General features: G+C 44.0%; 20 protein-coding genes. 15 read left to right on the top strand and 5 right to left on the bottom strand.

The genetic code is table 11. From position 1 onward, the window contains the following. The first annotated feature begins 16 nt into the window (after window positions 1-16). Both nhaD (GJU87_RS15920) and nhaD (GJU87_RS15915) read left to right on the top strand, forming a co-directional pair. Window positions 17-1,399, top strand: coding sequence for a sodium:proton antiporter NhaD (nhaD, locus tag GJU87_RS15920; RefSeq protein ID WP_228492023.1), 1,383 nt, complete (start codon window positions 17-19; stop codon window positions 1,397-1,399). A 171-nt stretch (window positions 1,400-1,570) separates the two neighbouring features. Then, entirely contained in the window at window positions 1,571-2,959 is a 1,389-nt protein-coding gene (gene nhaD / locus GJU87_RS15915; protein WP_106540508.1) for a sodium:proton antiporter NhaD, read from the top strand. A 56-nt stretch (window positions 2,960-3,015) separates the two neighbouring features. On the opposite strand, the gene GJU87_RS15910 is transcribed toward nhaD (GJU87_RS15915), so the two are convergent. Further along, window positions 3,016-3,762, bottom strand: a complete 747-nt coding sequence (locus tag GJU87_RS15910; RefSeq protein ID WP_153640393.1) for a toxin-antitoxin system YwqK family antitoxin — start codon at window positions 3,760-3,762, stop codon at window positions 3,016-3,018. 134 nt (window positions 3,763-3,896) lie between these two features. On the opposite strand from GJU87_RS15910, the gene GJU87_RS15905 reads away from it, so the two are divergent. The 9 genes from GJU87_RS15905 to GJU87_RS15865 all read left to right on the top strand — a co-directional run bounded on the left by GJU87_RS15905 (window position 3,897) and on the right by GJU87_RS15865 (window position 15,797). Beyond that, complete coding sequence (locus tag GJU87_RS15905; protein WP_153640392.1) at window positions 3,897-5,261, top strand: sigma-54 dependent transcriptional regulator; 1,365 nt, start codon at window positions 3,897-3,899, stop codon at window positions 5,259-5,261. Window positions 5,262-5,326: 65 nt separating this feature from the next. After that, a complete protein-coding gene (locus tag GJU87_RS15900; RefSeq protein WP_153640391.1) occupies window positions 5,327-6,604 on the top strand; it encodes a DUF2851 family protein in 1,278 nt (425 codons plus the stop codon). After that, window positions 6,591-7,625 carry a TrkA family potassium uptake protein gene (locus GJU87_RS15895; RefSeq protein WP_153640390.1) on the top strand — a complete coding sequence of 345 codons (1,035 nt, stop codon included), beginning with the start codon at window positions 6,591-6,593 and terminating at the stop codon, window positions 7,623-7,625. Before GJU87_RS15900 ends, GJU87_RS15895 begins: the two co-directional genes overlap by 14 nt. A gap of 167 nt (window positions 7,626-7,792) precedes the next feature. After that, window positions 7,793-8,062: a 30S ribosomal protein S15 gene (rpsO, locus tag GJU87_RS15890; RefSeq protein WP_153640389.1), complete on the top strand. Its 270-nt coding sequence runs from the start codon at window positions 7,793-7,795 to the stop codon at window positions 8,060-8,062. Window positions 8,063-8,163: 101 nt separating this feature from the next. Continuing rightward, complete coding sequence (gene pnp, locus GJU87_RS15885; protein ID WP_153640388.1) at window positions 8,164-10,398, top strand: polyribonucleotide nucleotidyltransferase; 2,235 nt, start codon at window positions 8,164-8,166, stop codon at window positions 10,396-10,398. A gap of 92 nt (window positions 10,399-10,490) precedes the next feature. Further along, window positions 10,491-10,988 (top strand): hypothetical protein, encoded by a 498-nt coding sequence (locus GJU87_RS15880; protein WP_153640387.1) that lies wholly within the window; start codon window positions 10,491-10,493, stop codon window positions 10,986-10,988. A gap of 143 nt (window positions 10,989-11,131) precedes the next feature. Then, window positions 11,132-13,249, top strand: coding sequence for a prolyl oligopeptidase family protein (locus tag GJU87_RS15875; protein WP_153640386.1), 2,118 nt, complete (start codon window positions 11,132-11,134; stop codon window positions 13,247-13,249). A gap of 51 nt (window positions 13,250-13,300) precedes the next feature. After that, a complete protein-coding gene (locus GJU87_RS15870) occupies window positions 13,301-13,936 on the top strand; it encodes a deoxynucleoside kinase (protein ID WP_153640385.1) in 636 nt (211 codons plus the stop codon). 109 nt (window positions 13,937-14,045) lie between these two features. Continuing rightward, window positions 14,046-15,797, top strand: coding sequence for a tetratricopeptide repeat protein (locus GJU87_RS15865; RefSeq protein ID WP_153640384.1), 1,752 nt, complete (start codon window positions 14,046-14,048; stop codon window positions 15,795-15,797). Between the two features lie 197 nt (window positions 15,798-15,994). Here the strand turns inward: GJU87_RS15865 and GJU87_RS15860 are convergent, their stop codons facing one another. Further along, a complete protein-coding gene (locus GJU87_RS15860) occupies window positions 15,995-16,528 on the bottom strand; it encodes an RNA methyltransferase (protein ID WP_153640383.1) in 534 nt (177 codons plus the stop codon). Then, window positions 16,529-17,800, bottom strand: coding sequence for an arginine deiminase family protein (locus tag GJU87_RS15855; protein WP_153640382.1), 1,272 nt, complete (start codon window positions 17,798-17,800; stop codon window positions 16,529-16,531). Between the two features lie 95 nt (window positions 17,801-17,895). On the opposite strand from GJU87_RS15855, the gene GJU87_RS15850 reads away from it, so the two are divergent. Both GJU87_RS15850 and thpR read left to right on the top strand, forming a co-directional pair. Next, the gene (locus GJU87_RS15850; protein ID WP_153640381.1) at window positions 17,896-18,549 is read left to right on the top strand and encodes a DUF4294 domain-containing protein; all 654 of its coding nucleotides are present in this window, start codon (window positions 17,896-17,898) and stop codon (window positions 18,547-18,549) included. Further along, the gene (gene thpR, locus GJU87_RS15845; protein ID WP_153640380.1) at window positions 18,546-19,109 is read left to right on the top strand and encodes an RNA 2',3'-cyclic phosphodiesterase; all 564 of its coding nucleotides are present in this window, start codon (window positions 18,546-18,548) and stop codon (window positions 19,107-19,109) included. Before GJU87_RS15850 ends, thpR begins: the two co-directional genes overlap by 4 nt. Before the next feature lie 6 nt (window positions 19,110-19,115). On the opposite strand, the gene GJU87_RS15840 is transcribed toward thpR, so the two are convergent. Together GJU87_RS15840 and GJU87_RS15835 are read right to left on the bottom strand one after the other, a co-directional pair. Further along, the gene (locus GJU87_RS15840; protein ID WP_153640379.1) at window positions 19,116-20,531 is read right to left on the bottom strand and encodes a sugar transferase; all 1,416 of its coding nucleotides are present in this window, start codon (window positions 20,529-20,531) and stop codon (window positions 19,116-19,118) included. A 104-nt stretch (window positions 20,532-20,635) separates the two neighbouring features. Then, window positions 20,636-21,523 carry a hypothetical protein gene (locus GJU87_RS15835; RefSeq protein ID WP_153640378.1) on the bottom strand — a complete coding sequence of 296 codons (888 nt, stop codon included), beginning with the start codon at window positions 21,521-21,523 and terminating at the stop codon, window positions 20,636-20,638. A 127-nt stretch (window positions 21,524-21,650) separates the two neighbouring features. Between GJU87_RS15835 and GJU87_RS15830 the strand changes: the two genes are divergently transcribed. Together GJU87_RS15830 and GJU87_RS15825 are read left to right on the top strand one after the other, a co-directional pair. Next, window positions 21,651-22,295, top strand: coding sequence for a protein-L-isoaspartate(D-aspartate) O-methyltransferase (locus GJU87_RS15830; protein ID WP_153640377.1), 645 nt, complete (start codon window positions 21,651-21,653; stop codon window positions 22,293-22,295). A 12-nt stretch (window positions 22,296-22,307) separates the two neighbouring features. Continuing rightward, on the top strand, window positions 22,308-22,946 hold the full coding sequence (locus GJU87_RS15825; RefSeq protein WP_153640376.1) for an MBL fold metallo-hydrolase: 639 nt from the start codon (window positions 22,308-22,310) through the stop codon (window positions 22,944-22,946). Window positions 22,947-22,994 lie beyond the last annotated feature (48 nt).

Raw genomic sequence — 22,994 nt, 5'->3', positions numbered from 1 at the left:
AAAAGGATTTTTTGTTATGGCCATGGTGATTGTGATGACATTGGTTTTTCTCGTCGGGTATTCCGGAATTATCCTTGAGAATAATATCAAAGTAAATAAGGCGGCTTCGGCGCTTATAATGAGCGTGCTGATATGGATTGTATATGTAGCAGGAGGCAGCCAGATACTTTCGGTGGGCTATAGTCATTCGTGGCATAACTATCTTTCGCAATTCAATGGTCCGGTAACACAAGAGGTTGTCACCAACTTCATCGTCAATCATGAATTGTTGCCGCATCTTTCAGATACCGCGAGTATTTTGCTTTTTCTGTTGGGTGCGATGGGAATAGTTGAAATTGTCGACCGTTTCCAGGGATTTAGGGTACTAACCGACCATATTCATACCCGGAATAAGGTAAAGTTGCTATGGGTATTGGGCTTGATGGGATTTTTCCTTTCGGCGGTGCTCGATAATCTAACGACCACCATTGTCATGATTTCGCTTATCAGGAAGCTGATTAACAAGGCCGAGGATCGGTGGATTTTTGCCAGCATTGTTGTTATTGCGGCCAACGCCGGTGGTGCCTGGTCGCCAATCGGTGATGTAACCACCATTTTGCTCTGGATTGGCGGACAGATTACGGCTGCGTATATTATTAAGGCCATCTTTTTACCCAGTTTAGTAAATGTTCTGGTTCCGCTGATTATCGCTTCATTTTTTATAAAGGGAGTTGATGAAGGACCGGGAGACGCAGGAGACGAGTCCAGGGAATTTACAGCTCCATGGGAGAGGCGTTTCATCTTGGCGTTGGGAGTTGGAGCATTAATATTTGTTCCAATATTTAAAACATTTACCCACTTACCCCCATATCTTGGCATGATGTTCGGGCTGGGGGTGCTGTGGATTACAACTGATATTATGTTGCGGGCACATCCGCGTGAAGATAAGAGGGTGTTAAGTGTGAGCCGGATTGTTCGTCAGCTTGATGCCCCGACGATTCTCTATTACGCCGGTATTCTGACGGCGGTGGCAGCATTGGCATCCTCTGGTTTGTTGGATCTTGTTGCCATGAAGATGGACAGTGAAGTAGGAAACATTTACGGCATTGACATGTTGATTGGAATGTTATCCTCACTTATCGATAACGCCTCGCTGGTAGCGGCCTCGATGGGAATGTACAACATTGCCTCGCCCGATACCACCGGTTACCTTTCAAGTTTTGTCGTGAATGGTAATTTCTGGACGTTTCTGGCTTATACCGCCGGAACGGGAGGCTCGATGTTGATTATTGGTTCAGCGGCGGGTGTCGCGGCTATGAGTATGGAAAATATCAGTTTTGGATGGTACTTTAAAAGGATGTCTGGCTTGGCATTTCTTGGGTATTTGTCGGGTGCAGCGGTATTCTATTTTGGACTTTAGTGACATAAAACACTCTGAATAGTAGATCGCATATGTATCTTGCGGGCGCTGGGAAGGAAGGAAAAAAAGTCAATAAAAAGTAATGAATACCAGCTTGTAACGTTTTATTTCAGAAAAATGTCCAAACTTTTATAATTTATATAAGTTGTTACTAAACTAAACTTTTGCAGAATGTTTGAATTAATGGCAATTATTTTTCTCGTGGGATATGCTGGAATTATTTTTGAGCACGAGATACGAATAAATAAAGCAGGTACTGCCTTGATTACCGGAGCGTTGATGTGGGCAGTTTATGCTCTCGGAGGTTCCGATATTCTTTCGTTAGGTTACAGCCACAGTTGGCACGAGTTTATTTCTCAGCATCCGGAGTCTACTTCACCCGAGGTGATCCGTGAGTTTGTAACAGAACACGAGCTCTTCCATCACCTGTCTGAAATTGCATCCATCATGCTCTTTCTGCTTGGTGCGATGGGGATTGTTGAGGTAGTTGACCGTTTCCAGGGATTCCGCGTAATTACCGATCATATTACAACCCGCGACCGCGTAAAATTGATGTGGTTAATCAGTGTGCTTTCCTTCTTCATGTCGGCAGTGCTGGATAACCTGACAACCACGATTGTAATGATTACGCTTACCAGGAAAATTCTGCGAAAGCCTGAAAATCGATGGATTTTTGCCAGTATGATTGTCATCTCAGCCAATGCCGGAGGTGCCTGGTCGCCTATTGGTGACGTTACGACCATTATGTTGTGGATTGGAGAGCAGATTACCACAGAACATATTGTGAAATCGGTGTTTTTGCCCAGCTTAGTTAGTATGATGGTACCACTTATCATTGCTTCAATATTCATGAAAGGTGAGACGGAGCGCCCGGAATTGACCGACGAAGACACAAAAGAGTTTACCTCTGCAGGTGAACGGAAATTCATTTTCTTCCTTGGCGTAGGTGCCTTGTTGTCGGTGCCGGTATTTAAAACCATTACGCACTTGCCTCCGTATCTCGGTATGCTGCTTGGCTTGGGAGTTATTTGGTTGATAACCGATTTCATGCTGCGGAATCGCCCGCATGAAGATAAACGAATTCTGAGTGTAAGTCGGGTTGTCCGAAATCTCGATGCCCCGACCATTCTTTTCTTCGTGGGAATTCTGACGGCAGTGGCGAGTTTGTCGTCAGCTGGTCAACTCGATATTGTCTCTAAGTTTCTCGACGTGCACGTTGGGAATATATTTGGAATTAACCTGATTATCGGGGCGTTGTCCTCCATTGTCGACAACGTGCCGCTGGTTGCAGGTGCGATGGGAATGTATGGTATTGCCCCATCGGGAGCCGAAGGTTATCTCGCTTCGTTTGTTCAGGATGGTCAGTTCTGGTCGTTCCTGGCCTATTGTGCCGGTACCGGAGGTTCGATGTTAATTATCGGGTCTGCTGCCGGAGTAGCTGCGATGGGAATGGAACAGATACACTTTGGTTGGTATGCCCGTAAAATTACCTGGATTGCTGCTTTAGGCTATCTGGCTGGCGCCGGGACCTACTATTTGCAATCGGTTATTTTTAGCTGATCATATTTTATTCTGAAAAATAAATACGGGGCATTTCTGGTAAAGGGATGCCCTTTCTATTTATAAGTGTAGCTGGCTTGAATCAGGTAGACATTTTGAAACGGAGTGATGTATTTAGCAATGACTACCAGTTTCCTGCCTAAATCTTCCGGCTGAAGTGCAATTTGTCCTGTATTGCCGCGCTGTCCTATAAATGTAGCCTCCGGATTTAGGTATTTCCCTTCAGTAAGCGGACCATAGTAATACCTGACCGCATTGGAACCATTCGATAACCTAAATTCCAGTAGTTTTCGTTTATAGAAATCGGCCGAATTTTTAAGCGTAAATACAAGGGTGGGGTAATTGGTTATCAGTTCCCCGTTTTGCTTGTATTCTTTTAAATCGGTCGAAGGCATTCCATCCTTATAGGTTTGCTTAGACATGAGTTTGCCCGATTCATAGTATTTTTTTACCGTGTCCTGAAGTTTTCCGTGAACATACCAGCGGATTCGATAAACTTTTCCATCCGGATAGTATTTAACCGCTTTTCCGTGCAGTTTCCCGTGTTCGTAGTAAAATACTGAAGCCAGCTTCCCATTGGAATAAAAATTACGGGCTTCACCTTCTGCGACGCTGTCCCTAAAATGAACAATAGATGAAAGTTTACCGTTTTGATAATTCCGGACAGCTTTTAATTCACCTTTCACATTTTTCTCCGAAGAGCTAGTATTGGATTTATCATTTTTTGAAGATGAACAGGCAAAAAATAAGGAAACCCCCGACAGAAGAGCTATCAGAGTAATGGTTAGGTTGATGTGTTTCATAGTGACGAAATTAACATACTGTAAGATAAGTAATATATGCTGGGAATAAAACCGGGAAAAGTGTAAAAAAAATTTACAGATTGGGTTGTTCTCAGAAAGAAGTGGACGTATCTTTGTTAGAAATTAGATAATTAATGTCTGAAGGTCGAATATTAATCATTGATGATGCAAAAGGTCCTGGCGGGTTGTTGGAGATGGCGCTTAGGATGGACTTTGAATCGGTAAAATCCTTTTCAAATCCTAACCTGTTGCCGTTTTATCTCAAGACCGAGAAGGCCGATGTGGCGATCTTAGACGTTGATTTTTCCGGTGTAAGGGAGGGTGAAGAGCGTGGCCTTTATTGGTTGCGCGAAATAAAACGGATCAATTCCCGGATAGAGGTGGTTATTCTTCTTAACGAAGATGACGTGATGCTCGGTGACCGGGCGATTGAAGAAGGAGCCGCCAATTTTGCTTTCAAGCCTGTAAATACACGAAAGCTAGTTGCATCGCTTCGTTCGGTTGTTCAATTGAAACTGATGAAGGAGCGGTGTGAGCTAATTGAGTCCCGTTTCGACGGAATAAAGAAAGAGTTGTTGCAGGCTGAACCAGTCATTCAGGGAAGTTCGGTACCTTACAATCGGATGATGCACGCCTTAGCGGGGGTGATCGATACGCCTGATGTTATTTTGTTGCAGGGTGAGACCGGAAGTGGCAAGAAATCAGTAGCCCGTTACATTCATAGTCAGTCATCCCGTCGAAACGAATTATTCCTGGAGGCAAACAGTTTATTGGAGCGGGAAACCGAATTGGGCGGTTATCTTTTTGGAGTGAAGAAAAGGAATTACCCGACTGCCGATCCCGATCTCCCAGGGAAGTTTCAAATTGCTGAAGGCGGAACACTTTATATTCCGGAGGTCGCCAAAATACCTCTTTCGGTTCAAGAGCAGTTTTTACGTTACATGGAGCGTAGTACGGTTGAGCCGGTCGGCGCCGTCAGAGCTGTACCGGTAAATGTTAAATTGTTGTTGGGAACAGCAGAGGATTTGAGGTCTTTGGTAAACGACGGCGCTTTTCACGAAGAGCTTTATCGTCGTCTTTCGTCCAGGGCTGTCGAAATTCCGGCATTAAGGCATCGGGTGGAAGATATTGAAGAGATTGCTAATTTTTTCATCGGGCAGTTTAGTGCCAAATACCATAAAGGGCCGCTTCGGATGAGTGCCCGGACGCTGGAAGAATTAAAGCTGAATCCTTGGCCGGGAAACGTCTCAGAATTAAAGCTGACAATAGAGAAAGCGGTAATTCTGTGTGAAAAAGACGTGTTGCGTCCGGAAGATTTTATGTTCCGGTCGGCTGCACAATCACAGTTATTCAAGATTCCGGATACCATCGAAGAAATGGAAAAATCGATGATTAGAAAAGCACTGGAACGGCATAAAATGAATCACAGTGCGGCAGCTGCTCAGCTGGGAATCACGCGTCAGACCCTCTACAACAAAATCCGGAAGTATAAACTTTGATATACATTATGGTTGGTTAATGAGGCTGGAATTTTGTAATTTCAGGAATATTATCCACCAACCGTATGAAAGAAGAGTTTCTCCACTTTATCTGGAAACACCGTTTATATCAAACCCGTCAGCAAAAAACGATTGGCGGAGAACCCGTTGAAATTCTTCAGCCCGGAATTCATAACCTGCATGCCGGACCTGATTTCTCAGAAGCACGTATCCGAATTGGCGACACGTTATGGGTGGGCAGTGTCGAAATACACCAAAAATCTTCTGATTGGAATCGTCACGGTCATCAAGAAGACCCGGCCTATAACAACGTTATACTACATGTCGTCGCTGAACATGACGAACCGGTAAAAAATGCTCTGGATGCCGAACTTCCCACATTTGTTTTGAAATGGGCGGATACCATCGAAAGAAATTATCAGGAATTAACCGAAAGCAAGGACTGGGTAGCCTGTGCATCGCGTCTTTTCCGCATAGATCCCTTTCGCGTGAAGTTTTTCCTGAACAGTGTAATGATTGAACGCCTGAAAGAAAAGACGGGAGTCGTAGATGAACTGCTTCAGGATACGAATGGCGATTGGGGAGAAACCTTTTACCGGATGTTGGCTCGGGGCTTTGGTTTTAAAGTGAATGCCCAGCCATTTGAGATGGTTGTCCGGTCGTTGCCCCAGAAAGTCCTGGCTCATCATCACGATTCGCTCATGCAAACCGAGGCATTGCTTTTCGGTCAGGCCGGACTTTTAGGCGAGGAACTGTTTGCTGATAATTATTATCTGCAGTTGCGTAAGGAATACCGGTTTCTGGCCGGAAAATATTCGCTGCGTCCCATAGAAGGGCATCTGTGGAAGTTCATGCGAATGCGTCCGGTCAATTTTCCAACAATCCGCCTGGCTCAGTTTGCACGACTGATATACAATTCGCAGGGGTTATTGGGAAAACTGCTGGAAGCAAAAAATATGGACGAAATCCGTGGTTGGTTTCAGGTCGTTGCTTCACCGTACTGGGATACGCATTATCATTTCAATAGGGAATCGCCTCGCCGTAAGAAAAAACTCGGGGAGCAGGCACTGAGATTATTGGTGATTAATGTGATTGTTCCCTTTTATTTCCTGTATGGAGAACACCAAAATAAACTATATTTGAAGAATAGGGCACTGCAACTGCTGGAAGATTTGCCGGCAGAGGATAATATGGTGATACGAAAGTGGACCGTGTCCGGAATAGAAGCGGACAACGCCCTGGAATCACAAGCCTTGTTGCACCTAAAAAGCAGGTATTGCGAGTTGAAGCGGTGTCTGAGTTGCGGAATCGGGCATAAAATTATTTTGCATGAACCTCTTTGAGGAACAAACTTACAGAACATTACGCATTGGGATCATTCTCCTGTTGTCGCTGATTATTTTTGGCGTCCTCGGGTTTATGATTATTGAAGGCCTCGACCTGGTTGATGCATTTTATATGACCATTATTTCGGTTTCCACCGTAGGATTCGAGGTGGTAAAACCTCTATCTCCTGCCGGGAAAATATTTGTATCAATTTTGATTATCTTATCGCTGGGTAATATTGCCTACGTTGGTTCCAGTTTGGTGCGTTTTTTCCTCGATGGAGAGTTTATTAATTATTTAAAGACGAATCGCGTGAACAAGAAGATTGAAAAGCTAACCGATCATGTGATTATTTGTGGCTTTGGCCGAAACGGAGAACAAGCGGCGCTGGAGCTCATGGATCATAATCAACATTTTGTTATTATCGAAAAACGCGATAATGTGATTGAGCGCATTCGCGAAGATCCCAATCTGCTATATGTTCGCGGCGACGCTACTCACGAGGATGATTTAAGGTTGGCTCGAATCGACCATGCACGTGCATTGATTGCCACAACACCAAATGATGCCGATAATGTGTTTGTCGTGTTAACCGCGCGAAGCATGAATCCTAACTTGTTGATCATTAGCCGTGCTTCGGAGATTGGTTCGGATATGAAGCTTCGCCGGGCAGGTGCAACCAATGTGATTATGCCCGAACGCATGGGAGGACAACGTATGGCTCGGTTGGTTACTCAGCCTGATGTAGTGGAGTTTGTTGAGTATGTTCTGCTTCAGCGAAATAAATCGGTAAGCCTCACAGAGGTTCCCTGTAGTAGGATGGCTGAGGAGTACGAAGGAAAAACCATTGCTGATTTACTAGTGGGAAATGTGACGGGAGCTACCATTGTGGGACTGAAGAATTTCGAAGGAAAATATGTCTTCAATCCGGGCCCCGGGCATATGCTCAATCGGGGCGATAAATTATTCGTTTTGGGTTCGCATGCGCAGGTAACCAAATTACAGGAATTTCTGGAGCAGGAGCCTGAATCGCTTTAGCGGTTGTTAGTCAAATGGTTTAAATGAAATATTCGCAAATAAAGATTACAGTTTTTCAATATTTTTCTTTACTTTTGGGGCTGATTTTTGCAAGTAATGTTACACTGTTGTTATCGCACTCGAATACTGCGGTGTAATAATTGTATCACAAGATTTATTTTAAGAAAATGTATTTAACATCAGAAAAGAAAACAGAGATTTTTGAAAAGCACGGTAAAAGTGCAACCAACACAGGTTCAACCGAAGGTCAGATTGCGTTATTCTCATACCGCATTAGTCACCTGACTGAGCACCTGAAAAAGAACCGCAAAGACTACAGTACACAGCGTGCACTGATTCGTCTGGTTGGTAAGCGCCGTTCATTACTCGATTATCTGAAAAGAAAAGATATTGAGCGTTATCGTGCGATTCTGAAAGAACTTAATCTTCGTAGATAAACGAACGACCTTAAAAGGCAATTTTCGAATTGCCTTTTTTGGTATTTTTAAAAAGCCCCACCCATTTGTTTTAAACTTATTAATTGTTTGAAGAAGAGATTATGTATAAAGCTATTGAAAAAACAATCGATCTCGGTGATGGAAGGTCCATCACCATCGAAACCGGAAAATTAGCAAAACAAGCAGACGGATCGGTTGTGGTTAAAATGGGTGATACAATGTTGTTAGCCACTGTTGTTTCGGCAAAGGAAGCTAAAGAAGACGTTGATTTCATGCCCTTGTCGGTTGACTACCGTGAAAAATTTTCTGCTGCGGGTCGTTTCCCTGGTGGTTTTCTAAAGCGTGAAGGACGTCCTTCGGATGACGAGATTTTAGTAGCTCGTCTGGTCGACCGCGCTCTGCGTCCCCTGTTTCCGGAAGATTATCATGCTGAAACGGCTATGATGATTTCCCTGATTTCAACAGGGAAAGATGAAATGCCGGACTCGTTAGCGGGATTGGCAGCCTCTGCAGCAATCGCTGTTTCCGATGTGCCTTTTGAGTGTCCTATCTCAGAGGTTCGTGTAGGTCGTGTTGATGGAAAACTTGTCATCAATCCTTCGTTGGAGCAGTTGGAAAAGGCTGATATCGATATTATGGTGGGGGCATCGTATGACAACATCATGATGGTAGAAGGTGAAATGGATGAGGTTTCCGAAGATGAAATGCTGGAAGCCATCAAATTTGCGCACGATGCCATTAAGCAACATTGTAAGGTTCAGGAAGAACTGGCTGCTGAGCTTGGGGTGGTAAAGCGTGAGTACTCACACGAAACAAACGACGAAGAGTTGCGTGAACTGGTTAAAAAGGAAACTTACCAGAAAGTATACGATGTAGCTCGGGCAACGATACAGAACAAACAGGAACGTTACGAAGCCTTCGATAAGGTTAAGGAAGAGTTTATTGAGAAATACAGTGAAGGAAAAGAGGAAGAAGAGGTTCCGCTTAGCTTGATTGGTCGTTATTTCCACGATGTGGAAAAAGAAGCTGTACGCCGGATGATCCTAGATGAGCAGATTCGTCTCGATGGTCGTAAAACCAATGAAATTCGTCCTATCTGGGGCGAGGTTAATTACCTGCCGGGAGCACACGGGTCCGCGATTTTCACTCGTGGTGAAACACAGTCGTTGACTAGTTTGACGCTGGGAACTAAAATGGATGAGAAGATTATCGACAATGTAACTGTTCAGGGACGCGAGCGTTTCTTGTTGCATTATAACTTCCCACCCTTTTCTGTTGGTGAACCACGTACACCAAGAGGTGTTTCACGCCGTGAAATTGGTCATGGTAATTTGGCTCACCGTGCTTTGAAAGGAATGATTCCGGAGGATTTCCCTTACATCATGCGTATTGTGTCCGATATTCTTGAATCGAATGGTTCGTCGTCGATGGCGACTGTTTGTGCGGGAACAATGGCCATGATGGATGCCGGTGTAAAAATGAAGCGCCCGGTTTCAGGAATAGCCATGGGATTGATTACCGATAAGGATTCAGATAAATTTGCTGTCCTTTCCGATATTCTGGGTGACGAGGATCACCTGGGAGATATGGACTTCAAGGTAACCGGAACAGAAAAAGGAATCACCGCTACCCAGATGGATATTAAAGTTGACGGACTTTCATATGAAGTGATGGCTCAGGCACTGCAGCAAGCCAAAGAAGGACGTGAACACATCCTGGGTAAGATTCTTGAAGTGATTGACGAACCTCGTGAAGATTACAAACCAAATGTACCACGAATCGTGACCATCACCATCCCGAAAGAGATGATTGGTCCGGTTATTGGTCCTGGAGGAAAAATCATTCAGCAGATTCAGGAAGATACCCAATCGACCATTGCAATTGAGGAAGTTGATGATTTGGGAATCGTTGAAATCAGTGCACCCAACCGCGAAGCAATTGATGCTGCGTTGGAGCGTGTGCGGGCAATTGTTGCTGTTCCTGAAGTAGGTGAAGTCTATAAAGGTAAAGTGAAGTCAATCGTTTCATTCGGAGCCTTTGTGGAAATTATGCCCGGTAAAGAAGGTTTGCTCCACGTTTCGGAATTTGATTGGAAACGTGTTGAGAATCCAGCCGATGTGCTGAAAGAAGGCGACGAAGTAGAAGTAAAACTACTTGAGGTTGACCAACGTACAGGTAAACTGAAACTTTCGAGAAAGGTATTGCTGCCTCGTCCGGAGCGTACCGGAAACGAGAACGATCGGGGTGGTCGAGGCGACAGAGGCGACCGCAGAGGTGGTGATCGTAATCGTGACCGTGGAGACCGTCGTCCGCCGCGTCGCGAAAACAATCGATAGATGTATATTCATACTATATTTAAGAGCCCGGGTGACCGGGCTTTTTTTATCTCTGCCAGTTTTTTCTATATTTAATCAATCTTTTTTAATACATGGAAACGAAAGAATCAGCGTGGCTGAATGAGACAGAGGAGCTTTTCCGTGAAAACCTGAAAGGTATTTCGGAAAAGGATATACGGTTTTACCGTTTGGAAGAATTTTGGCGCAATATCCAACGCCTGGATCAGTTTTCGAAAGATTGTCCGGTTTGCAGGGAAACGCATGCTAAGGTGAGGGAAACCGTTGCCGGCATGAATGATGCAGTGAAGCATCCGGGGAAGAGGAGGCGTAAATTCGACAGAGCGTTGTCCACACTGGCCTCACATATGACCGAGGAACACGGATTTCTTCCACCTTATTATTTTACCTACAGGTGGTCAGCGCTCGGTTTGCCAGCCGGTGCGTTGGTGGGAGCCTTGATTGATTTGGTGTTGTTTCATGGACAGAAATGGGGCTTCATTGTTGGAGGAACCATTATTGGAATGTTGATTGGATACGTGCTCGGAGGTCGGAAAGACAATAATATGAGAGCGAAAAAGAAGCTTCTTTGAGGATTTTTTTAGGGGAATAATCATTTTAACTAACTTTTTTATTCGTTTAAGTTGCAAATAATTAAACCTTTGTGTACTTTTTGTGTTTCTTTTTATACCAGACAGACATTAAATGTTTAGTAATTAAACTTAATACTTAACTTGTGAAAGGGACCATACTACTCGCAGGTCTGGCTTTTTTTGCCTTTTCCTGTACGAACAATCAGAAAATCAAATATCCTGTGGCGCACAAAGACAATGTTGTTGATGATTACTTTGGTCATAAAGTAAGTGACCCATATCGTTGGCTGGAAGATGATAATTCAGAAGAGACAGCCCAATGGGTAAAAGCAGAGAACAAAGTAACCAATGCTTTTCTCGCCAAAATTCCCTACCGGGATAATATTCGAAAGCAACTGACCAACCTCTGGAATTATCCCAAATATTCGGCTCCTTTCAAAAGGGCAGGTAAGTATTTTTATTACAAGAATGATGGATTGCAGAATCAAAGTGTACTCTATGTTCAGGATAATTTAAATGCTGAACCGAGGGTATTACTTGACCCAAATAAACTGTCTGATGACGGAACAGTAGCGCTTAGTGTTGCACGTGTTTCCAACGACGGAAAGTATCTCGCCTATTTTGTGGCCCGCTCAGGTTCCGATTGGAATGAAGGGTATGTTTTGGATATCAATACCGGAGAGAAGTTGTCTGATCATTTGCAGTGGATTAAGTTTTCTGGCATTGGATGGGATGGTGATGGTTTTTACTATTCCAGGTACGATAAACCTAAGGCGGGTGACGAGTTGAGTCAGTCCAACGAGTATCATAAGGTGTATTATCATAAGGTCGGCACACCTCAGTCGGATGATAAAATGGTATACGATACGCCGGAGCATCCCAAACGGCTATCAGATGTAAGTGTAACGAGAGACGAAAAAATTCAATATCTCACCGAGTACGAGGCGTCTATTGGTAACTCGCTTTATGTGAGGATGAATAATGAAAGGAATGGAAAGTGGAAGCCGGTTTATACTTCGTTTGACAAAGAGTTCCAGGTTATAGATGATGTGGATGGGCAGCTACTGGTGTTGACCAATTACAAAGCACCTCGATACCGGTTAGTTGCGGTAGACCCAAAACATCCGGAGGAAACTAACTGGAAGGAAATTATCCCTGAATCGGACGATGTGTTAAGCAATGCATCGGTCGTTGGAGGCAAAATATGCGCTTCCTATATGAAAGATGCCCATACCGTTCTGCAATTGTTCCAGCCCGACGGAAAACTAACCGGGAACATCGAGTTGCCAGAAATGGGAAGTGCATCGGTGCTGATTGGCGAGAAGAACGATAATGAAGCTTTCTACACGTTTGAATCATGGACGATGCCGAATACCATCTATCAATACGATGTGGCAACAGGCGAGTCGAAAGTATTCAGGCAGCCTGAGTTGAAATTCAACCCGAAAGAATTTGAAACCCGGCAGGTGTTTTACGCCAGCAAGGACGGAACCAAGGTTCCTATGTTCATTTTCATGAAGAAGGGAACGAAACTCGATGGAACGAATCCTGCGCTGTTATACGGGTACGGTGGATTCAATATTAGCCTGACGCCGTATTTCTCTCCGGCACGAATGGTGTTTCTGGAGCAAGGCGGTGTTTATGCTGTCGCGAATTTGCGAGGAGGAGGAGAATATGGCGAAACATGGCATGAAGCCGGCACCAAAATGCATAAACAAAATGTATTTGACGATTGTATCGCCGCAGCGGAATATCTGGTCGAAAAGAAATACACCGATACCAACCATCTGGCTTTGATGGGGGGATCGAATGGCGGCTTACTCGTTGGCGCTGTCATTAATCAGCGACCTGATTTATTCCGCGTTGCGATTCCGCAGGTGGGAGTGATGGACATGCTGCGTTATAATAAGTTTACCATTGGCTGGTCGTGGGCCGGTGATTATGGTACCAGCAGCGATAGCGAGAAGATGTTCAAGTACCTGTATGCTTACTCTCCGTATCATAATATCAAGAAAGGAGGACACTATCCGGCGATTCTCGCGTTGACAGCTGATCATGACGATCGGGTAGTGCCGGCGCATACCTTTAAATATATGGCGCGGATGCAGGAGTATAACGATGGTAAAAATCCAACGTTGGTTCGCATTGAGACCAAAGCGGGACACGGAGGTGGAAAACCAACGTCGAAGATAATAGACGAGTACACCGATATCTGGTCATTTGTGTTTTACGAAATGGGGGTTGAGCCAAAATTTAATTGACCCTTCGCAAATTATTGGATATCTTTCCCGGAATTTTTACCCCGGTTTTGTATGAATATAAGTTTTTTGGTCATAGAAGGTAATATAGGGTCGGGAAAGACCTCATTATCAAATCGGATAAGTCAGGATTTCCAGGCTAAACTGATTCTCGAGAAGTTTGCAGATAATCCGTTTCTGCCGAAATTCTATCAGGATCAGGAGCGGTATTCTTTCCCTCTTGAGTTATCCTTCCTGGCCGAACGATATAATCAGTTGAAGCGGGAGCTTTCTGATCGCGATCTTTTTCACCAGTTGACGGTGGCCGATTACTTTTTTATGAAATCGCTGATTTTCGCTCAGAATACACTCGCCGAAGATGAGTATCAGTTGTATCGTAAGTTCTTTGAAATCATATATGATAAACACCCCAAGCCTGACTTGTATGTGTATCTTCATCTTCCTGAGAATCGTCTGATTGAAAATATCAGGAAGAGAGGACGGGATTACGAGCAGGAAATCGACGAAAAATATCTCAAAAAAATTAGTGAAGGATATTTTCGCTTTTTCCGTCAGCAAAATGACTTCCCGATTGTTATTATTGATACCCGGAATATTGATTTCGTGGAGAGCCAGGCTGATTATGAAAAACTAATTGATGTTATTTTTCATAAGTCCTATAATTTGGGGGTAAACAGAGTGATATTATAATTAGATTCAATAATAAAAAAACGTTCTAAAGCTTTTCTTAATTAACAAAAGATTTTACTTTTGTGAAAAGTGTCGAACAATTGGTTTTGAAAATTAATAAAGGTTCATCATGAAGAAAATCAATTTTAAGGCTGTTGCTGTGTTCTTCGTTGGCGCGATGATGCTGTCAAGCTGTGCCAGTCTGCAGAAAATGAAGAAGAATGCCGATAAGATCAACTACACGGTTACTCCTGAAGTGCTTGTAGCAAAAGGTGGTAACGTTGATGTTGAGATTCAGGGTCGTATTCCTGAAAAGTACTTTAATAAGAAAGCTACCATTACAGCTACTCCAGTTCTGACTTATCAGGGCGGAGAAAAAGCGTATGCTCCTTACAAATTGCAGGGAGAAAAGGTTGAAGCTAACAACAAAGTGATTAGCTACAACAACGGTGGAACTTTCTCATATAAAGGTAGCGTACCTTATGTAGATGGAATGCGTAAATCTGATTTGGTTGTTCGCATCACCGCTTCACAAGGAGACCAGACTTTGGATTTCGATCCGGTTAAGATTGCTGACGGTGTAATTGCAACATCTACTTTGGTTAAAGACCAGCCCGCTTCAATCGTAGGTATTCAGAAAGAAAAGAATACTACTGGTGTTTATGACCCGACAATCGATAAATTTCAGCGTGTCGTACCCGATCAGTACAAAGCAGATTTGATGTATCTCATCAACAGTTCATATGTTCGCGGTTCTCAGTTGAAGAAGGAAGATATGGATAAGTTGAACCAGTATATTAAAGACGCATTTGAAGCAGATCGCAAAGATCTGAAAGGCGTTGAGGTTTCAGCTTATGCTTCTCCGGACGGACCTGAGAAGTTCAACACCAAGTTGGCTGAAAAACGTGAAGGTTCAGCTACCAAAGTTGTTGACAGAAAACTGAAAAAAGATAAAGTTGAAACTGAAGTTACCGGAAAATACACTCCGGAAGACTGGGAAGGTTTCAAAGAATTGATGCAGAAATCCAATATCCAGGATAAAGAAATGATTTTGCGTGTACTTTCAATGTACCAGGACCCGGAAGTTCGCGAGCGTGAGATTCGCAACCTGACTGGTCCGTTCCAGGAAATTGCAAAAACAATTCTTCCGAAACTGCGTCGTTCAAAAATTATTGCCAGTGTTGATTTGATTGGCAAGACCGATGAAGAAATAGCCAATCTGGCAGACACCGATCCTTCTAAACTCAACCAGGCAGAATTGCTTTATGCTGCTTCTCTTACTGAAGACCTAAACAAGCAGAAAGCAATTTACACCAGCTTCACTCGTCAGTTCCCGGAAGATTGGCGTGGATTCAACGACCTCGGTGTTGTTGAAATGAATCAGGGTAACACCAGCGACGCTCAGTCGAACTTCGAAAAGGCAGACCAGCTGGATCCGAAGAACCCAATCATTCAGAACAACCTAGGTGGAGTAGCACTGGTGAACGGAGATCTGGACAAAGCTCAGGAACTCTTCAGCGCAGCTAGCGGTGCCGGTCAGGAAGTGAACTACAACCTGGGTACAGTAAGTATTCTGAAAGGTGACTATGATGCTGCGGTTAAGTACTTCGGTGATGGAACTTGTGTCAACAAAGCTCTTGCTCAGATGCTTACCGGCGATAACAACGGAGCACTCCGCACATTGAACAACCTGAAGAGTGAGACCGCACTGGCTGATTATCTGAAAGCTATCATCGGTGCACGCACTGCCAAGACAACTTTGTTATACGATAGCCTGAAAGCTGCCGTTAGCAAAGATGCCAAGTACAAAGATATCGCGAAGGTTGATCTCGAATTCTCGAAGTACTTCAACGACGAGCAGTTCAAGTCAATCGTAGAGTAAGACTCAACTGAAAATATTTCAGAAACTATTCCGGAGTAGTGTGAAAACTACTTCGGAATAGAATTTCTGTATCTGCATTTTTACAATTCTACTCTGGTAAAACCTTTATTTCTTTCAAAGAAAAAAGTGGATTATCGTGCTTAGTGCACAATGAATCCACCCTGAGATTGTTGTATATGTTCGGTATATTATTTTATTTACCGACGCATTTTATTGCAGATATCCCATAATACGATACCTGCGCTCACCGAGATATTGAGTGAGTGCTTGGTCCCGTATTGTGGGATTTCTATGTTTTCATCGCACATGTCGATGATTTGTTGTTGTACACCTTTTACCTCATTGCCGAAAACAAGAGCTAATGGAGTGTCAGCATTCGCTTTAAAATCAGGCAATAAAGTGCTGTTCTCCACTTGTTCCACTCCGGCAATTCTATAGCCTTCATCTTTTAGTTTTTGAACAGCCTCTTCGGTGTGCTTAAAGTATTCCCAATCGATTGATTTTTCAGCACCTATAGCTGTTTTATGAATCTCTTTGTTTGGCGGCGTGGCTGTAATTCCGCAAAGAATGATTCTTTCAATACGAAGAGCATCCGAGGTGCGAAATACCGAGCCCACATTGTTTCCGCTCCTGATATTGTCTAAAACAACAGTTACCGGGAGCTTATCCGCCTCTTTAAACTCATCGACAGATAATCTCCCCAGTTCATTTGTTTTCAGCTTTCTCGTCATCTACCAATCTACTTTTTTCCGTCCCACAGGCATCGTCATACATCGGGCACCGCCTCCGCCCCGGCTCAGTTCCGAACCCGCAATGGTAATGACCGCTTTCTGCGATGCATGAATATCTGCTTTGTTTTCGATGATATCCTGAGCTTTAATGATGTCGTAACCGTTCTTGCTCATCTCCTCAATGGTGTAGTTATTTCGTTCGTAACCAATTACTTTCCCGGGTGCAATGGAGAAGAAGTTTGCTCCGCTGTGCCATTGTTCCCGTTCCATCGTCCAGTCATCCTTGGTTCCCCCGCACTGAATCGGTTTCATATCCATGCCCACTTCTTTCAACGCCTGTAGTAGGTCTTCGTGCAGTTTGATGCTGGTTACCTCGCCGTTATCGATGGTAATGTGAATGGTCTGGTATTTATTGTTTCCAAGAATCAGGGGCTCATAAACCATTACTTCATCCTTGTTCAGGAATGTAAAAGTCATATCGAGGTGTATGAATGATTCAGGCGTATGTGGCAATTCCTGGACAATGATATGCTTGGCGGATGTTTTCTTCTCTTTGATGGATTCAATCAAATAATCAATTCCTTGCGAAGTCGTACGAACACCCGTTCCGATCAGTATTACATCGTCTCTGGCAATTTCCACGTCACCGCCTTCGATGCTGGCCAACGGACTCGATGGAATGTTTTTAATGGGAACGATTGGGTTGATGGTCTTCACTCCGAAGAGCGGATGATCTTTGAAGATTGCCTCCATAATTAAGGCTTCGCGGTCGCGCACGGGGCTCGCCATTTTCCCAATCAAAACCTCGTCATAGACAGTCATTGAAGCATCGCGCGTGAATAAAAAGTTGTGTAGCGGGCGAAGGGCGAAGCGCTCTTTGCTCAGAAATTTAGTCAGGTTATCGCGTTTTAAAATAGAACCTTCAATCAACTGCCGGGCCAACTCTTCTTCCGGGAGGTCATACAAAGCTGATATTTCGCAAAAAGCATCTTCACGTTCGCAGATGCGATTGATAATTCGCTCTTTTGCATGCGAATTTTGAAGGGTTTGAGTCAGCAAATCTCTTACTTCAAAGGTGGTCGCAACCTTTTCCAAAACGCCCTTTAACTGAGCATATTCCTGTCTTGCAACCGATAAATTTAGTATGTCACTGTAAAGGGCACGCTCGGCATTTTGTGGAGTCATGTTTTCTACCTCCTGCCCGGGAGTGTGTAAAATAACTCCCTCTAATTGCCCGATTTCCGAGCTGACATTTACGTTAAATTTTTTCATTGACTTTATATAAATATTGTCTTGTCATTTGTATTAATGTGAGACAAATATAATTAATATGAGTGGACTGAATTTTGTGGGAAATATGTTTAGCAATGTCTTTTATTGTGTCATTTTCTTTTGTTGATTGTTATTTTTATACGGTAAAGAAGGAGGATGAGTTGAAAAAGTGGTTGTACATTTTCGTTTTTCTGTTCATTGGGGTAGCCGGACACAGTCAGGTGGTTTTAGTACCTCCTGAGTTGCCGGATTCACTTGCCGGAAGAGTCGATTCCATTCCTCATGTGGTACTCGATCCGATTCAGATTAAGCCACATAGCAGGAGGTATTACCGTAGGCAGCAACGGCGCTATAACCGGATGGTGCTAATTGTGAAGAAGGTTTACCCGATGGCTAAATTGGCTGCTAAGAAGCTTGAGGAGTACAACAAGGTGTATGTCACATTAAAGACTGACCGGCAGCGGAAAAAATATATCAAGCAGGTGCAGGAAGATTTGATGAATGAATACGGCGATGAGATAAAACATATGAAAATTTCGGAAGGGAGAGTTCTCATGAAGCTGATTGACCGTGAAACAGGGCATTCGTCGTATCAAATTATCAAGGAGTTCCGAGGCGGTTTTACCGCATTTTTCTGGCAGACGGTGGCCCGGATATTTGGTAACGATCTGAAGGTTCGTTATAACCCTTACGGGGAAGATTGGATGATTGAAAATATCGTGCAACAAATCAACCAGGGAACGATATGAGCAAACGTACATTCATCGCCATACATATCCGTCCTGAAGAGAAGTTGCTGACGTTCATACGCGAGCTGCATGGGAAATTGAGTAAAAGCAGAATAAACTGGGTAAATCCGGAGACAATGCATTTAACGTTGCGCTTCCTGGGAAATACTACAAAAGAACAAATTGGGAAAATTCTGAAAGAAGCCCCCGGCATATTTAATCAAAGGACACCTTTCGACGTGGTGCTGAAAGGATTCGGAAAGTTTGGTTCAACAGAAAATCCCAAGGTTTTGTGGATAGGCCTGGAGGGAAATGAAGCCCTGTCGGAACTCGCTGTAGAAACAGGACTGCTGGTACAGGGAGCCGGTTTTGAGGGGGAAGAGCGGGCTTTTCGTCCACACCTCACACTAGGTCGTGTTAAATGGCTCAAAGAGGCGGAAAATTTGAAGAAAATACTCGATGATTATCGAGAGGTAGTTTTTCACCGAATAGTCGTAAATGAAGTGGTTTTCTACGAAAGTATACTGAAACCTGCCGGCCCCGTTTACCGCCCGATCCAGAAATTCAGTCTGAAAGGCTGAAGTCTTTTATTTCCCTCTTCCTTGCAGAATATTAATGGCTGTGTAGATGATGATTTTGAAATCTACATACAAACTCATGTTTCGCAAATAAATGAGGTCGTATTGCAGGCGTTCAATCATCTGTGTCACATTTTCTGCGTACCCGTATTTCACCTGTCCCCAGCTGGTAATTCCCGGACGAATGCGTAACAAATGGCGATAATGGGGGGCCGATTCCTCAATCTTCCTGATATAAAAAGCGCGCTCAGGACGGGGACCAACCACAGACATCTCACCTTTCAACACATTGACAAATTGAGGTATTTCATCGGCATGCGATTTTCGGAGGAACCGGCCAAACGGAGTTATTCGTTCATCGTTGTGGCTGGATAAGTCGGGTCCGTTTTTCTCTGCATCATTGTACATGCTTCGGAATTTGTACATGATAAACGGTTTCCCATAGCGTCCGATGCGTTCCTGCCGGTAAAGAATAGGGCCCGGCGATGAGAACCTCACACCAATGATACAGCCAAGGGATAATGGAGATAAAACAATCAGTCCAATAATCGAAATAAAAATGTCGAGCAAACGCTTGATGTTCATCTGCCAGGCCGGCATAATTCCATTTGAAATCTGAATCAAGGGACTGGAATAAACCGTCGTCATCTTTACTGCTCCCGAAAGAATGTCATAAATATCGGGGATACCGCGAATGATGATGTTCCGACCCGCCAACCGGTTAATGATGTCGTTCAGTTTTTTATGGTCCGACGATTCGGTGGCAATAATGACCTCTTCGATTTTGTGTTGACTGATGATTTTCGGGATATCATCTAAGTGTCCCAAAACTTGTTCTTGTGGCACTTCAGTTTCGTCGTCTTCCTCATCTGTTGCAACGTATCCCACCACTTGATTCCCGGTAGGGACAGGTTGCGATTCCAACTCACGGGTAATACGGTGAGCAACTTCGTTGGTCCCTATAATCAAGGTTGGGAAGCCGATACGTCCGGTTTTGAACTGGTGTACCATGATGGTGGAAATGCTCAAACGGGGAACATATGTAAGTACAAATTGAATTCCCAGTAGTGCCAGAATATGCTTGTAGTAGAAAGTATAGTCGGGGATATAGTCGTCGAGCAGAAACATAAAAAAGATGAAAAGTGAGCCCAGTATTGCCGAAAAGATAGTTTGTCCCAACTCCAGCAGGCGCGACTTTCGCAGTACATCGTTGTAAAATCCCGAAATGGTATACAGGCCGAGCCAGAAGAGTGGAATTAAAATAATTCCTAGATAAAACTGGCGGGTAAAATCGATGGTATGGTTTTGCCCGAAGATTAAAGCCTCGGCATAATGTTTCCGGTACAAGTAAAATAATATCCAGGCGCACAGAGCGGCTAAATAGTCAGAGACAATATAACTGGCAAGGAACTTTCTCCTTTTCATTTGAGTGATGAGGTTAGGTTTCTATTGGTTTTGTGAATTTCGGGCTTTCAAATTACAAAACGCCTGGATTTAAAAAAACTTATGCAAATGAATACAAAATTTGACTAGATGGAAACGGATTTGAGCCTGAGTTGCTCTTTTATCCGGTCGAGCAGAAAAACAACTTCTTTCTCTTCCTCCAGTGAGTGAGTCGAAAAGTCCATGTTGTCAATGCTTACCAGGAAGTTATCGATTTGCTGAATCAGAAGTTCGTTGGCATCTGACCCGGAAAAAGAAAAGGTTCGGTTTTCGGGAATTAGTTCCAGGTGATTGGCCGAAAAATTAGCATCCATCAGGCCGCCGTTACGGAAAACAAGCAGCCGGGATGATTCGGCAGAGGCGAGGTTGCTAAAATTCATTGACGCCACCATTCCATCGGCGAAATCCAGATGGATATCGACAAAGTCTGTCGATATCGATAAAAAGTTACCTCCGGCTACCGCCATTTCGGTTATTTCGGTTGGATTTAATTTCAAAATAATCCGGATGAAGCAGCGGATGTGAGTAGAAAGATCTTCGTTCGACCGGGTCGAGGCGTATTCGCTTTTTACCATTCGGGGAAACTGGTTGAGCTGGAACAACTGCTTCGTCAGTGGTAAGTACAACTGGTCGGCTCGCACGACAATTTGGGTGCCGGCTTCGTGGGCCAGTTCGATTAACTGCTGCTGTTGTGTTATCGTCAGCTGGTCGATTGTTTCGATAAAGAGGTGACATGAGTTCCGAATGGCGAAGGTCAGGTATTCAAAATGGCAGAATTCCGGATCGAGAACGAACAGAACATCGGAGATCAGCGGGATTACGTCGCTCTCATATAGGCTGAAATGGGCATGTTCACTGGCATCCCACTTTTGATGATTATCAAAAACATACCAGTGTAATTTCTTCTTATCAGGTAATTTCCCGATAAGGTGTTTCGTTGATTGGGGGGGTAAAATAATTCCGGGTTTCAGCATATACACAAATGTACATAGGCTAAGTGTATGGAAGAATCCCTTGGCGGTCTTATTTATCAACCATTTTTGTTGAAAAACCCACAATTGAAAGGTATTTTTGTTGGCGAATTTGAAAAGCAAACGCCCCTTGGAAGATAATTACCGACATCGTGGTCTGCGACGAAAGCTGGTTAGCGAGATTCAATCGAAAGGAATAACGGATGCCAATGTGTTGGAATCCATCGGTAATGTACCTCGCCATCTGTTCATGGACAGCAGCTTTGTGCAGTTTGCCTACCGGGATAAAGCATTCCCGATAGGTAAGGGGCAAACTATTTCGCAGCCATATACGGTCGCTTTTCAAACGCAGTTGCTCGAAGTGAAAAAATTCGACAAGGTGTTAGAGGTCGGTACCGGTTCGGGTTACCAGGCCGCCGTACTTTGTGAGATGGGAGCTACGGTTTTTACCATCGAACGTCATCGGGAGCTCTACGAAAAGGTAAGAGCATTGTTACCCTCCATCGGCTACGAACCGATGTTTTTTCACGGAGACGGTTATGCCGGACTGCCAACCTATGGTCCATTTGACAAGATAATTGTTACGGCCGGAGCTCCCTATATTCCGGAAGCTCTGCTGGAACAATTAAAGGTCGGCGGACGTATGGTAATTCCGGTAGGCTCACAGCATCACCAGGAAATGAAGCTGGTGGTGAGGGTGTCGGAAACGGAGTACAGAACAGAAGATAAAGGAGGTTTTATTTTTGTCCCGCTCGTTGGCGGAAAATCAGGATAATACAAGAAAGCTATGATGGAAATTCGAAAGTTTACATTTAATCCGGTAGCGGTAAATACCTATGTGGTATGGGATGAAACAGGTGAGTGTGCCATAATTGATGCGGGGTGTTCGAAGCCTGCTGAAGAAGCAGCTCTTGCTGGTTTCATTGAGGAAAAAGAATTAAAGCCGGTCAAACTACTGAATACTCATGGCCATTTCGATCACGTGATTGGGAACGGTTTTGCTGCACGTCAGTGGGATTTGGAAGTGGAAATGCATAAAGACGACAATTCACTGGTCTCGAATGCGAAAGAGCAGGGAGGAATGTTTGGCATTGCGATGCACCAGCCTCCGAAACCAGCCAAATTCTTCGAAGAAGGTGATGAAATAACGTTTGGAAACACTACGTTGAAAGTCATCCATGTTCCGGGACATTCGCCGGGCGGCGTGGCATTTCACAATGCAAAAGAGAAAATATTGATTGCTGGTGATATCCTCTTTTATGGTTCTGTCGGTCGAACTGACCTTCCGGGAGGGGAGCACGAAGCGTTGATCACTGGCATCAAATCGAAATTACTGGGACTTGATCCGGCCACGAAAGTGTTTCCCGGACACGGACCGGAAACAACGATTGGAGACGAAATAAAAAACAATCCTTTTCTGCAGTAAAAACGGTTTGGGATTAAGGAAAAATATCATGTTTTCCTATTACGGAAG

Origin of the sequence: Prolixibacter sp. NT017 (assembly GCF_009617875.1) — a bacterium.
Taxonomy (GTDB): Bacteria; Bacteroidota; Bacteroidia; order Bacteroidales; family Prolixibacteraceae; genus Prolixibacter.
The sequence above is the reverse complement of the archived record's forward strand: the minus strand, read 5'-3'. Positions and strand labels throughout refer to the sequence as shown.